The organism is Myxococcales bacterium, from assembly GCA_016720545.1.
Taxonomy (GTDB): Bacteria; Myxococcota_A; Polyangia; order Polyangiales; family Polyangiaceae; genus JAAFHV01.
Window position 1 is genome coordinate 297941 of record JADKKK010000005.1, and the last position, 13120, is coordinate 311060.

Below are 13120 nucleotides of genomic sequence, written 5' to 3' on the forward strand. Positions count from 1 at the left end.
GCGCCGATCGCGCCGAGGGAGGTCGGGATGCAAGTCAGCGGGCCGCTGAAGAGTGGGTACGGCGAACATCCACTCAGCGCGACGCTGGGGAAGGGACCGAGGGCGGCGATGCGGGCGGTGGCGCGGGGGCGCGATCGAGCGCGATGACGAGGCCACCCCCCACGACGAGCCCCATGCCACAGAGCGTGAGCGGAGCCGGCCACTCGTGGAGCGCGAGGGCGCCTGCGGCCGCGCTCGCCGCGACCGCGAGGTAGCTCACCGCCGACACCCGCGCGGCCCGCTCCAGCGCATACGCCCGGGTCATCGCGAGCTGCGCGAGCCCGGCCGAAACGCCAGCCGCGAACATGTAGAGTGCATCTTGTGCGCTGGGGAGGCGCAGGGTCGGGAGGGCCAGCAGCGAGAACGTGGCGGCCGCCACCAGCGAGAAGTGCAGCGCGATGGGCTCGGGGGCCTCGGACTGGCCGAGCCTGCGGAGCGCCATCATCGCGAAGGCGCCGAACACGGACGCGAGGGTCGCGACCGAGCCCGCCACGAGGGCGCCGGTGCCCGTCGCCACGGCGGCGCCGAACAGGGCCGCAGGCCGGAGCACGAGCGCCACGCCCGACAAGGAGATCGCGACGGCGACGAAGACGCGTGGGCCCGTGCGCTCGCCGAGGAACGTAGGGGTGAGCACGGCGAGGAGCACCGGGGTGAGGTTCAGCAGGGTCGTGGTGTCGCCGAGCGGCATCTCGCGTCGCGAGAGCGCGTAGAAAGTGCACACCATCGCGGCGGTGCCGAGCGCGCTGCGGGCCCACATGCGGCGTGGCGCGCGCGGGCGCAGCGGCACCCCGCGCGCGGTGGCGACGAGCGCGGCGATGAGCGCGCCGGTGAGCGCGCGAGCGGCTCCGACGAGCGGCCACGGGGCGCTCGCGCTCGCGAGCCGCGCGAAGAAGTTCATGGCCGCGAACAGCACCGCGGAGAGCGCCATCCACGCATAGGCGCGCGGGATCGGGGGCGGCGGCGCGGGCGGGGCGAGGTGACCCAAGGCGGCAGGAGGCTAGCATCCCGCGCTGCCGTGCCCGCGGGCTTTGCCGCCCTGCCCGCGGCTTTCATTCGCCGAAACCGCCTTTCTGCTGTGGTACGATCTCGAGACCGGGCGCGCGAGTCTGCGGCGACCGGCACGAGGAGCCATGCTCAAAGTCGAGTGCGAGTCCTGCCAAGCGCCCTACCAAGTCGACGAGCGCCGCATCCCCAAGGCCGGACTGAAGATGCGGTGCCCACAGTGTGGGCATTCGTTCCTCGTCCCGCACCCGAGCGCCGAGCCGATCCAGTCGGTCCCGCCGAACGTGCCGCCGCCCGACTTCGACGACATCCTCGGAGTGAAGGGGATGGCGGCGCCTCCGCCGGGCGGCGCGGGCATCGGCTCGTTCGCGACGGCGCTCGACGACCTCGAGCTCGACCTGCCTGCGATCTCCAACGGGCCGCCGCCGCGCAAGGCGCCTCCGAAGCCCGCCGCCGCGGCCCCCGCATCTGCGGCCCCGGCCCCGTCGTTTGCGCCTGCGGAGGCGCGCCCGCCGTCGCCGTCCTTCGTCGGCTTCGGCATGGTCGAGGACGACCTCCCCGCGCCCGCGGGCTTCGGCGACATCGGCATGCCCGCCGTGAAGAAGAAGGCGCCGCCGAAGGCGCCCGCCGCGCCGCCTCCGGCCGCCGCGCCGCCTCCAGCCGCCGCGCCGGCGGCGCCCGCGTTCGGTGACCTCGATCTCGACATCGAGCTGCCGTCCCCGTTCCAGCCCCAGGCGCCCGCGCTGCCGAGCGCCCGCGCCGCGAAGCCCGCTCCTGTCGCGCCCGACCTCCCCGCGAGGGTCGGGGCTCCCGCCGCCGACCTGCCGATGGTGGGCGGGCGACCCGACCTCCCCGCGTCGTTCGGCGGCACCGCCGAGCTACCCGCGTTCGCAGGCGGTGGTGCCGGCCTGCCCGCGTTCGGTGGAGAGGCCGGCTTGCCCGCGGTGGGCGGTGGTGCGGGCCTGCCCGCGTTCGGTGGCGGAGCGGGCTTGCCCGCGTATGGCGGCGGGGTCGACCTGCCCGCGTACGGCGGCGCCGGGCTGCCCGCGCCCGCGGGCGATTTCGGTGATCTGAACCTGCCGGGCCTGATGAACGATCTCCCGGGCCTGTCGGGTGGCGTCGGGCTGCCGGCCGGTCAGGGCACCGATCTCCCCGCAAACCAGGGGAGCTACCCGGCGGTCATGGGGCAGCACAACTTGCTCCCCGCTCACGGCAACCTGCCGTCCGCCGCGCAGGGCAACTACCTGCCCGCCACCGGGATGCAGGGCTCGCTCCTGCCCGGCCAGACCGACCTGCCCCTTTACGACGGGTCCGGCGCGCTCCCCAGCACCAGCTCGCGCCCCGGCGGCTTCGGCGGCGGCGCGCCGGACGCTTTCGGAGGCGGAGGCGCTTTTGGCGCCGCGCCTTCCTCGAGCGGGCAGGCCGGGGGCGTCACGTTTGGCGAGGTCGACCTCGGCGGCCAGTCCGATCTCACGAACGTGTCGCTCGTGGGTGGCCCGACCTCCACGCGTCAAGGCGCGCCCGGGCTCGGGCCCGAGCCGAGCGCCGAGTCTCGCCGTGGCGGGCGCACGTCGCGCGCACCGGCGCGGCCCACGTCGAGGGCTCCGCGCATCATCGGCGGTGCGATCTTGGCCTTCGTGCTTGGCGGCGTCGCTCTCCAGGCCACGCCGTACGGGGCGTTCGGCTACCACTCCATCAGTGACGCCGCGCACTCCAGCGAGTGGAAGAAGACCGCGGCCACGGCCTCCGAGACGACGCGCGCGAGCCTGGCGAAGGACGTGTACGGCGACGCGCGGCAGGCGGTGGCCCAGCTCGTCGACCTCCAGTCGAAGAACCCGCGCGCTCGCCAGCTCGCCACCTACGCGGCCTTCACCGAATACGCGGTGGAGCTCCGGTTTGGAGTCGTGCCCGAGCACGCGGCCAAGGCCTCGTACCTCCTCGGGCTCGTGCCCGCCAAGGGCGACGCGCAGTACCTGACGGCGGCCCAAGGCGCCTCGCAGGCCGTCGCTGGCAACTTCGCGGAGGCGCGCGCGCTCCTCGACGCCGCGAGTCGGAAGGATCCGCAAGACCCGATCCAAGACGACCTGAAGTACGTGCGCGGGGAGCTCGAGCTCGCCGCGAAAGATGCCGACGCGGCCATCGCCGCGTTCGCGGCGGCCGGTCAAGGCACGACTCCGCGCGCGCAGTACGGCCTCGCGCGGGCGTACCTCATGAAGAACGACCGCGCGAAGGCGCAGGCCGCGCTGGACGCGACGGTCGCCGCCTCCCCCGAGCACGTCGGCGCGCTGCTCGCTCGCGTGCGCCTCGTCTGGAACACGAAGCAAGACGAGGCGAGCTCGCTCCGCGACCTCAAGGTGGTGATCGACGGGGCGGCGCGCGCGAACGCCTCGCCCACCGAGCTGTCGCGCGCGTTCGCGCTCCGCGGATGGGTGTATTTTGCAGCGAACCGCGCGACCGACGCGCGCGCCGCGTTCGATGAGGCGAGCAAGCTCGACCCGCGCAACGCCTCGGCGTTGATCGGTCAGGGCGAGCTGCTCTACGCCGACGGTCGGTACACGGACGCCCTCGCGCGCTTCGACGACGCGCTCCAGCGTTCCCCCGAGGACATCGACGCCATCTGCGGATCTGCCAAGACCAAGGTCAAGCTCGAGCGGCTTCAGGAGGCCAAGACCCAGCTCACCGCGGCGCGCAGCACGTACAAGTCCGACATGTCGGTCTCGCTCTGGCTCGGCAAGGCCGAGGAGGCGCTCGGCAACAAGTCGGTCGCCGAGACCGAGTACAACGTCGCCATCGAGCTCGTCGATCCTCAGCTCCAGAACGGGGTGGAGCCCTACGCAGCGCTCGCCACGCTCCTCGCATCGCAGGGGCGCGGCGCGGAGGCGTTCAAGAAGCTCGACGCGGCGAAGGCCAAGCTCGCCGACACCCCGGCGCTCCACCGAGCTTTCGGCGATGTGCTGGCGTCGCAGGGCAAGTTCGACGAGGCCGTCGCGCACTACGAGAAGGCGCTCTCGACCAAGGAAGACAGCGCAGTTCGCTTCCGGCTCGGGCAGACCTACCGCAAGATGCGCAAGCTCGACCTCGCGACGGCCGAGTTCTCGAAGGTGGCCGCGGCCGACAAGGACTACCCCGGTCTCGCGCTCGAACGCGGCATGCTGTTCGAGGAGGCCGGAGAGGAGCAGAAGGCCCTCGAGCAGTTCCAGGGGGCGCTGGCGAAGGCTCCGAAGGACCTCGACCTCATGCTGCGCGTCGGCGCGGCCTACGTCGCCATCGGGCAGGGCGACGAGGCGCAGAAGATGCTTGCGAAGGTGTACGAGCAGCGGCCCAACAGCGCCGAAGCCAACCATTTCCTCGGCCGCGCGTACCTCCGCCAGGGTGGCCTGCAAGTCACCGCGGCCATGCCGCGGCTACGCCGCGCGGCCGAGCTCGATCCGAACCGCGCCGAGTACCACCTCTACGTGGCGTGGGCGGCCAACGAGGCTGCCCAGCCCGACATCGGCCTCGCCGAGAAAGAGGTCGACCGCGCGCTGGCGCTCGACAGCACGCTCGCCGACGCCTACTGGCAGCGCGGGGTCGTGAAGTTCAAGCTAGGCGCCGTGAAGGACGCCGAGCGCGATCTTCGCAAGGCGCTCGAGCTCAAGCCGAACCGCATCGAGGCGCACGCGGCTCTCGCCGAGGTCTTCGAGACCAACAACAACGACGCCGGCGCGCTCGCCGCGTGGGCCGTCGCGACGAACGCGATGCCGAAGCAGGCCTTCTGGCGCTACCGCTACGGCAAGCTCCTGAAGGCGAAGGGGAGGGGCGCGGACGCCGCCGTGAACCTCGCCTTCGCCGTGCACGAGGCGCTCGCCCTCCAGCCGCGGCCGGGCTGGCTCTACGCCGCGGCGTTCGCGGCCGCCGAGACCCAGAGGGCCACCGGCAAGAAGGCCGACGCCGTCGAGAACTACAAGCTCTACCTCCAGAACGCGCCGACCGGCGATCCCGACCGCGCCGACGCCGCCGCGGCGCTGAAGCAGCTTGGCGCGGCAGCGCCCGAGTGAATCGGCAGAAGCCCGCAGCCCCAAAATAGGTCCTATCTATTCGGCGGCGAGCGCCTCGGCCATGCGGGCGAACTCCTCGACGGTGAGGGTCTCTCCTCGCGCGGCGAGCGAGATGCCTGCGCGCTCGCTCGCGCGAATCACGCGAGGCTCCCCGAGGGGAGCCCACGCGTTCCGGAGGGTCTTGCGGCGCATCGCGAACGCGAGCTTCACGACGCTGCGGAAGCCGTCGTCCTCGACGGCGCGCGGCGCGGCGTGCGGCGTGAGCGACACCACGGCGCTCGTGACCTGCGGCGGAGGGAAGAACGAGCCCGGCGACACGCGCGCCACGCGTCGCACGGCGAACCGCGCCTGCGTGAACACCGAGAGCGCGCCGTAGGTCTTGGTGCCCGGCCCGGCGGCGAGGCGATCCGCGACCTCCTCCTGCACCATGAACACCGCGCGGACGAGGAGCGAGGCGAGGCCCACGGACTGCTCGATGAGCTGCCCGGTGAGCTGGTAGGGCAGGTTGCCGCAGAGCACGCGCGGCGCGGCCAGGGCGCTCAGCAGCGCCTCGAGGTCGGAGTGCGTCGCGGACGCCTCGACGAGCCGCAGGCGCCCTTCTGCGAGCTGGGGGGCGAGCTCGGCCTCCAGGAGAGGCACGAGCTCTCGGTCGCGCTCGATCGCTGTCACGTGGGCGGCGCGCTCGAGCAGCGCGGCGGTTAGCGCGCCGGTTCCGGCGCCGATCTCGACGACCTCGGCCCGCCCGCGCTCGCCCTCGGGGACGCACGCCTCCGCGATTTGTCGGAGCACCCCCCCGTTCACGAGGAAGTTCTGCCCAAAGCTCTTCTTGGGCGCCAGGCCGTGACGGCGGAGCAGCGCGCGCGGATCGGACGTCATCGGGTCTCTCCTTAGGTGTCGCGCCGTCCACCGAGCGGCGCGGGCAACGCGGGCTCGCCCGCCGTGTCGGTCGTTGCCCGCACCTTCGCGGGGCGGAGCTTCACGCCGAGCCGGCGGAGCTGCCGCTCGGCGCGGCGCTTCGAGGCCCGGACGCGCGCGCGCACGGCGTCGCCGATGAGGCCGCCATACACGCGGTCGACCTGGCGTGAGGTGTCGTTCGACGCGAGGGCGGTCTGCACGCTCGCGTCGAACTCGGGGAGGGTGAAGAGCACCGCGACGCGGCGCCGCTTGAGGGCGAGGAGCGCGCGCTCGGTCGCGCCGCCGGGCACCGGCGCCTGCGCGAGTACGTGCACGACGGTGGGCGCGGGCCGCTCGGTCAAGAGGTCCTCGAGGGCACGGCCGAACGCGACGTCGGTCTGCTCGCGCTCGCCGTCGACGCGAGGCGGCAGCTCGATACCGAACGCGGCGCAGTAGTGCCGCAAGCGCTGTTCGCGCGCGGTCTTCGCGAACGGGGCGCGAGGGACGAACGGGGCGCGGCTGCGGAGCGAATCGGCCCGCGCCGCGAGCGCGTCGAGGTCGCCGCGGCGGAGGTCGGCGAGGCCCCCGCCGTCGAGGGGCCGCGCGTGCTCCATCACGCGGGCTGCGACCTCCTGCTCGTCGGCCTCGCTCCGGTCGCTGTCGACCATGCTCGCGGCGCTGGCGAGCGAGGACGCCACCTTGGCGAGCTGGCTCGGGCCCTCGTCGGCGGTCACCCAGGACCGCGTCCGCGACGCGACCACGCCGAGGCCGACCAGGTCACCGCGGGCCAGGTGGCGCGCCGCGAGCGCGCCCACCGCGTCGACGGCGTGATCGAGCGGCGCCGTGCCGGGCTCACCCGCCCAGAGCTCCACCGAGGCGTCGAGCACGAGCCACACGACGTCGCGCTCTTCGCGCTCCATTTCGCGCACGACGAGCTTCCGTCGGCGCGCGCTGGCCTTCCACGCGATGCGCTTGAACGCGTCGCCCGGCACGTGGTCGCGCAGCTCGCGCAGCTCGTCGCTCTCGCCGCGGCCGTCGCCCGCGAGGCCGCGCGAGGCCAAGGCGCGCGATCGTCCGCCCCGGGGCGATTCGATGGCGGTGAGCAGGCGCGGTGGAAGCACCTCGAGCCCGTGCGGGTTCGCGAACAGCAGCGGCACTTCGTAGAGCCCCTCACCGCCCAGCGGCGTCCCGCGCACCTCGAGGGCCACGCCGTGCACGCCCCAGCGCCCGACGCGGTTCGCCTTCACGTGGACGTCCACGCGCACCTTCGAGCCCGCCGGCAGCTCGATTTCCGCGGGCTCGACCCTCGCCTCGAGCAGACTCGAGCAGAGCGCCCGCAGGTTCACCGCCCTCGCGTCGTCGGCGCCGCGGTTGCGCAGCTCCGCCTCGAGGATGAGCTCTCCGCCACGACCGAGCCGGGTCACGCGTCGCGTGGTGGTCCAGACCATCTCGAAGCCGGACGAGCGGATGCGGGCGACCGTGGCCTGCGCGAGCACACGGCCGAGGGCTACCGCGAGCACCATCGCGCCGCCGAACGCCGCGAGCGCGGGCTCACGCGCCGCGACGCCGACGGTGACGAGGGCCGCGCCCGCGAGCGCGACGTGGAACGCGGAGCGTGTGGGGTAGAGCTGCATAGCGTTGCGTACGTCGCGCGGCCCACGCCATGGGCGGCGGTCAGGCGGGGCGCACCCCGCGCCGGTAGCCGACCTTGGAGAGCGCTTCCTCGACGATCTGATCGCGCGCGCGCCCGTCGCCCTCGAGCTCGGCGGTGAGCACGAGCCGGTGCGCGAGCACCGCGGAGGCGACCGCGCGCACGTCCTCAGGCACCACGTACGCGCGGCTGTCCATGAGCGCCTTCGCCTTCGAGGCCTGGGCGAGCGCCAGCGTGGCGCGGGGGCTCGCGCCCAGGGCCACTTTGGGGTGCGAGCGGGTGAAGTGACCAAGCGCGACGCAGTAGTCGAGGAGGTCGTCCTCCACGTGGACGCGCGCCGCGATGTGCTGGAGGCGGAGCACGTCTTCGGCCTTCATGATGGGCCGAACCACGGGCGGGTCGATGCCGTGGATCTTCAGCATGTGGGCCTCCTCGCGGGCGGTGGGGTAGCCCACCGGCACACGCACGAGGAAGCGGTCGACCTGGGCCTCGGGGAGCGGGTAGGTGCCCTCGAGATCGATGGGGTTCTGGGTCGCGAGCACGAGGAACGGCGCGGGCAGCTCGAAGCGATCGCCCTCGATGGTGACCTGCCGCTCTTGCATGGCCTCGAGCAGCGCCGACTGGGTCTTGGCCGGAGCGCGGTTGATCTCGTCGGCGAGCACGACGTTGGCGAAGATGGGCCCCGCCCGGAGCGAGAAGGTGCCGTCGCGAGGCGAGAGCACGTAGGTGCCCGTGATGTCGGCGGGGAGCAGGTCCGGCGTGAACTGGATGCGCCGCGACGAGCACCCGAGCGCGGCGGCGAACGCCTTCACGAGCGTGGTCTTCGCGACGCCGGGCACGCCCTCGAGCAGCACGTGGCCCCGCGCGAGGATCGCGACGAGCATCATGTCGGGCCCGCGGCTGGAGCCCACGTACACCCGCATGACCTCCCTGCGGAGCTCCTCGACGCGCTCGCGCGCGCCGGCGGCCTCGGGGGCCGTGAGCTGGGTCATGCGGGCCCCGCGCGGCGCGCCGCCCGGTTTCTCTCCACGTCTTCCACGATGCGCTTCACGTCGGTCGCCGCCTCCACGAGCTCGCGGTCCTTGTAGGGCGGCGGGGTGGGCCCGCGCCGCGCGAGGATCAGCGTCTCCACGGTCGCCATTTTTAGCAGAACTCGCCGGAGCACGGCGAGCCCTTGCGCGTCGAGCAGCCCGTCGCGCTCCACGGCCCGTACGAGCTCGGTCTGGGGCGGCAGCGCGTCGAGGTCGAGCGCCTGGCACAGCTCCTCTTCCAGCGCGTGCTTCAGCTCCAGCATTCCGAGGACGCGGGAGGCGTGCTTCGAGGAGACGACGGCCGCGTGTCCGGCGACGCCGCCGTGCGCGACGGTGGGCACACGCCGCGTGAAGCGAGGCACCTGGACGCGGTGGAGCTTGGCGGCGCGTCGGGCCACCCACACGAGCAGCGCGAGGCCCGCGCCGATCGCGAGGGAGAAGGCCATCGCTGGCGGCATCCCTTGGGTTCGCAGCTCCCGAGTCAGCTCGCGGAGGGCGTCGAGCGCGCTCGCGACGCGTGAGTCGTCGCCGCCGAAGTGCCCCTCCGAGGTGAAGGCGCCAGACACGATGATGAGCCGGCCGCCCCGCGGACCCCAGGTGTCGTCCTCGAGCGCGTACCGCGCGAGGCCCCGCGCGAGCGCCTTGTTCCCCGCGTACCGCAGCATCGAGTTCATCACGATGGACGGATCGGCGATGACGAGGAGGCGCCCCTTGCCCACCGCGCCCGCCACCGCCACCGGCACGTCAGGGGCGTCGGGATCGGCTGGCCGCACCTTGAGCACCGGGGAGAGATCAGGGTGCCGTATGCCCGTCGCGTGGTTCGTCACCACGCGGTGGACGTCAGCCACGATCGGGTGCGGGCTCGCGGGCTCGGCGAGGGCGAGGTGCGGGTTCTGTCGGAGCGACTCGGCGGGGGCCGCCGGCAGGGGGATGCGCGCCATCCCGAAGTGCTGCAAGAGCCCGTCTCCCTTGCCGAAGTCGTCGAGCAAGAGCACGCGGCCGCCCGCCTTCATGAACTTCGCGAGCTCGCCCGAGTCCACGCCTCGCTCGGGGTGGAGCATGAGCACGGCGTCGCGCGGGTCGAGGCTGCCGAGGTCGACGCGGTTGGAGACCACGACGTGGTCGGTCCCCAGCTCCGCGCGCGCCAACCGCACGAGCTCGGCGCAGCCCTCCCAGTCTGCGCCCGTGAGCGCGAACGGTTCGGCGTGCGCGAACCGGGGCCCAGAGAGGCCTAGCGCGACCATGGCCGCGAGGGCCGCCGCGCGCGCAAGGCGGCGAAATCGATAGGCTCCTGCGCCCGCTGCGAGGCGCGCGCGGTCCCCGCGCGGCCGCGCCGGGGTTGGACTCGTGGGGGCGCAGCGACGCGGTTCGCACGGCTCTGAGGGCGCCTCCAGCGCGCCGACGATTGGTGCAGGGTTGGCCATTGCTACCGGGGGAGTGTAGCCTTAGGTTTCAAGAACCTCGCACTCACCGCCGGCTCCTCCCTTTTTTTCCGCTCCGGTTGGAGGCCCCCATGCTCCCTCCCTTCATCATCGAGCAAATCCGAAAGCGCGAAGCCGACGAACGGGCCTCCTACGAGCAGCCCGTCGTCGAAATCCCCTTGCCCCGGCCGCGCCCCCGCACGGTCGAGCGTCCCTCGGACGACGAGCCCCGCCGCGGGGTCATCATCCTGGACCTGTGACCCCGCCCTGACCTCCCCCGTGCGCCGCGTAGGCGGGCCCGGGGGGATCACTTCTGCGTGAGCACCAGCGCCGTGGTCCCCAAGGCCGGCAGCGCCACGTCCAGCCCTCGGGCGAGGAGCTCGGAGCCGGTGCGCGTCACGGCAGGGCCGCCGCGGAGCGCATCGGTGACCTCGTACGTCGTGATCGCCGCGAGCCCGAGCCTCGAGCCGTCGACCAGCTCGAGGTGCACGGTCCCCGCGCCGTGCCCGCTCACCACGAACAAGAAGAGCTTCGGGTTCGCCCCTCCCGACCGCCTCGCCCACACCTCCTCGCGGAGGCCCGTCGCGCGCACCGCGGGCCCCACGCCCGCGAGGCCCATCAGGCCCCGCGCGAGGGCGCGCTTGCGGTCGAGATCGGCGTCGTCGGCGCGGTAGTAGGCGTCCTGGTTGAAGATCGTCGCGAAGTGGGCGCCGAGCAGCGCCCGTGGCGCGCCAGACCCTCCGCGGGAGAACGCGATGACCTTGCCGTCCGCGCCGAACGGCTGCGTGCGCTCGACGACGAGCGGCGTGGCGCCGGGCGCGGGCGTGAAGAACTTCTCGTACCAGTACGTGCGGGTGGTGCCCGTCGCGCCCGGGAGCTTCTGGTTCGCCTCGCCGGAGCGAAGCCCCAGCCCCGGCCACGTGTAGCTCCCGCTCGGCTGCGCGTCGAACAGCGCGGCCAGCCGCTGCACCGACGGCGAGCGGACCCCGGCGAGGTTGCGCGAGCCTGGGTCGAGCAGCGTGATGAGCGCGCCGCCGCCGGCGTGGAACGCGACCAGTTTGTCGGCCGAGGCGTCGTCGACGAGCTCGGGCAGCAGGAACAGCGCGGCTTTCTGCCCCGATAGATTGGCTCGGGCGACGTCCGCGACCTTCGCGTTGAACCCCGCGGTCATGAGCCAGCCGAACACACCAGGGTTCTCGTTGGCGTGCAGCGACGGGTGGTCGTCCATGGTGCCCGCCTGCGGCACGGCGTAGGCGCTGTCTTGGAGGAGCGTGACCGCGTCCTCGACCTCGTCGCTGGCGGAGAGCGCGGCCTCGTGGTCGGAGAGCAGGCGCCCCCAGCGCTTCATGACCTCGTAGCGGGGGCGGAGCTCGCCGTCCGGGCCGATCGCGCCCTGGAAGTCGTACGACGAGTCGTCGAGGTTGAAGCCGCCCCGGAGCACGTAGAAGCTGCCGCCCTTCATGCCGTGGCCGAACGCCTTCGCGAGGAGCTGGTCTGTCGCCTCGGGCGTGACGTTCGGCTTGATGCCGAGCGGGAAAGAGTAGAACCCTCCCTGCAGCTCGGCGCCGAAGGCGTAGCGCGGGGCCGCCGCCGCATCTTTCGTGTAGAGCTTGCCGTTCTCGCCGAAGAGCTTGGTGAAGTAGTCGACCTGGAACGGCTGATCGGCGATCTCGCCGTTGGTTGGGAACTGCTTCGGGTAAAGATCTGCGCCCGCGAGGCCGACCTGGTTCTTCACGGCGCCGTCGTGCAAGAGCACCGTGCGCAGGGGGATCCCGAACGGCGAGTCGTTCGTGAAGAACATGACCTCGGGCTCGCGGAGGCCGCGCGCCTCGAGCATGCGGCGGAGCGTCGACAGGTACTCGAGCGAGTACGCCTGACCCGCGTCGTACCAGTCGCGGGCCGCGAGGTTGTCGTTCGGGTCGGAGGGCGCGGCGGATGGGGGCGTGACCGCCGCGAAGCTCGCGTAGCGCGCGCCGTAGGCGGCGTTAAGGGCGGCGATGGTCACGTAGCGCTTCGCGAGGAGCGCCTGGTAGTGCTTGATCGAGACCGCGCTGTAGTCGACGTCGCCGAAGCGGTTCGCCCAGTACTGGTTCGTCTCGTTGTCGACCTGCACCGCGACCACGCAGCGCGACGCGACGAAGGGCTTGATGAGCGGGACGATGTGGTCGTACCAGTCGGCCACCGCGGCGAGGTAGTCGGGATCGAGATACGTGGGCTGGGTCTGCGAGGCGTCGCCCGTGGGGCTGAAATTGTAGGTCTCGCCGCTCGCCTTCTGGATGAGGCTGCGCGGGTGCGCGGCCTTCCACCACGCAGGGACAGCGCCGAACGTGCCGAAGCCCTTCGGCCACTCCGCCGTGATGAGGGGCCCCGGCTTCGCGACGACCTTCATGCCCGCCGCGCACGCCGCGTCGAGGAAGCGGCCGACGTCGCGCGCGCCCGTGAAGCTCCACTCGCCGGCCCGCGGGGCGTGGTAGTCCCACGGGAAATAGGTCGTCACGAGGTTCATGTGGGCGGCCTTCATCTTTGCGAAGGTGTCCGCCCAGAGGGCTTGGGTCTTGGCCGCGTCGAACGCCTTGTCGCGCACGCGGAAGTACGGGACCTCCCCGCCGTAGAGCACCGTGGGCCGACCGTCGATGACGAGCTCGCCTCCGCGCACCTCGACCCGCGGCCCAGGGGCGGCGTCGCTCGCGTCCGGGGCCGCGGCCTCGGGCGGGGTGGGCGTGCTCGACCCGTCGGTCGGGGCGCTCGCGTCGGGCGTCGCCTCGGGCGCGGGCGGAGGATCGGAGCCGCACGCGGCGAACAGCGCGGGGCCGAGCGCGAGGGCGAGGAGCGGGGGGACGAGGGCGCGCGGAGAGCGCCGGGGGAGCAGGGAGAGCAGGCGTCGCACAAGGAGAGCGTAGCAGGGGCGCGACCGGGCTCCCTGCCAACGCCGCTCGACTCGATTGAAGTCGAGGGGGCGACGAACTAGATTCCCGGCGGAGATGACGCGACCCCCCCCCAGCGCTCGGCACAGTGCGGGCCTAAAGCCTCGGAAACAGTCAAGTT

At 72.9% G+C, this 13120-nt stretch carries 8 protein-coding genes; 2 read left to right on the forward strand and 6 right to left on the reverse strand.

The genetic code is table 11. The annotated features are described in order from the left end of the window. Positions 1-73: 73 nt before the first annotated feature. A complete protein-coding gene (locus tag IPQ09_12960) occupies positions 74-1024 on the reverse strand; it encodes a DMT family transporter (protein MBL0195119.1) in 951 nt (316 codons plus the stop codon). 145 nt (positions 1025-1169) lie between these two features. Between IPQ09_12960 and IPQ09_12965 the strand changes: the two genes are divergently transcribed. Then, positions 1170-5078: a zinc-ribbon domain-containing protein gene (locus tag IPQ09_12965; GenBank protein ID MBL0195120.1), complete on the forward strand. Its 3909-nt coding sequence runs from the start codon at positions 1170-1172 to the stop codon at positions 5076-5078. Positions 5079-5114: 36 nt separating this feature from the next. Here the strand turns inward: IPQ09_12965 and rsmA are convergent, their stop codons facing one another. The 4 genes from rsmA to IPQ09_12985 are packed head-to-tail and all read right to left on the reverse strand — an operon-like array spanning position 5115 to position 9898. Beyond that, positions 5115-5954 (reverse strand): ribosomal RNA small subunit methyltransferase A, encoded by an 840-nt coding sequence (gene rsmA, locus IPQ09_12970; protein ID MBL0195121.1) that lies wholly within the window; start codon positions 5952-5954, stop codon positions 5115-5117. Between the two features lie 11 nt (positions 5955-5965). Further along, entirely contained in the window at positions 5966-7606 is a 1641-nt protein-coding gene (locus tag IPQ09_12975; protein ID MBL0195122.1) for a DUF58 domain-containing protein, read from the reverse strand. 40 nt (positions 7607-7646) lie between these two features. After that, positions 7647-8615 (reverse strand): MoxR family ATPase, encoded by a 969-nt coding sequence (locus tag IPQ09_12980; protein ID MBL0195123.1) that lies wholly within the window; start codon positions 8613-8615, stop codon positions 7647-7649. Then, positions 8612-9898 (reverse strand): DUF4350 domain-containing protein, encoded by a 1287-nt coding sequence (locus tag IPQ09_12985; GenBank protein ID MBL0195124.1) that lies wholly within the window; start codon positions 9896-9898, stop codon positions 8612-8614. The genes IPQ09_12980 and IPQ09_12985 overlap by 4 nt, the downstream gene beginning before the upstream one ends. Positions 9899-10167: 269 nt before the next feature. On the opposite strand from IPQ09_12985, the gene IPQ09_12990 reads away from it, so the two are divergent. Beyond that, positions 10168-10335 (forward strand): hypothetical protein, encoded by a 168-nt coding sequence (locus IPQ09_12990; GenBank protein MBL0195125.1) that lies wholly within the window; start codon positions 10168-10170, stop codon positions 10333-10335. Positions 10336-10382: 47 nt separating this feature from the next. On the opposite strand, the gene IPQ09_12995 is transcribed toward IPQ09_12990, so the two are convergent. Then, positions 10383-12962 carry a beta-galactosidase gene (locus tag IPQ09_12995; protein MBL0195126.1) on the reverse strand — a complete coding sequence of 860 codons (2580 nt, stop codon included), beginning with the start codon at positions 12960-12962 and terminating at the stop codon, positions 10383-10385. Positions 12963-13120: the final 158 nt, after the last annotated feature.

Excerpts from the sequence above, each read along its gene's own strand:
- IPQ09_12965 (MBL0195120.1), top strand. The coding sequence starts at position 1,170 with ATGCTCAAAGTCGAGTGCGAGTCCTGCCAAGCGCCCTACCAAGTCGAC.
- rsmA (MBL0195121.1), bottom strand. The coding sequence starts at position 5,954 with ATGACGTCCGATCCGCGCGCGCTGCTCCGCCGTCACGGCCTGGCGCCC.
- IPQ09_12975 (MBL0195122.1), bottom strand. The coding sequence starts at position 7,606 with ATGCAGCTCTACCCCACACGCTCCGCGTTCCACGTCGCGCTCGCGGGC.
- IPQ09_12980 (MBL0195123.1), bottom strand. The coding sequence starts at position 8,615 with ATGACCCAGCTCACGGCCCCCGAGGCCGCCGGCGCGCGCGAGCGCGTC.
- IPQ09_12985 (MBL0195124.1), bottom strand. The coding sequence starts at position 9,898 with ATGGTCGCGCTAGGCCTCTCTGGGCCCCGGTTCGCGCACGCCGAACCG.
- IPQ09_12990 (MBL0195125.1), top strand. The coding sequence starts at position 10,168 with ATGCTCCCTCCCTTCATCATCGAGCAAATCCGAAAGCGCGAAGCCGAC.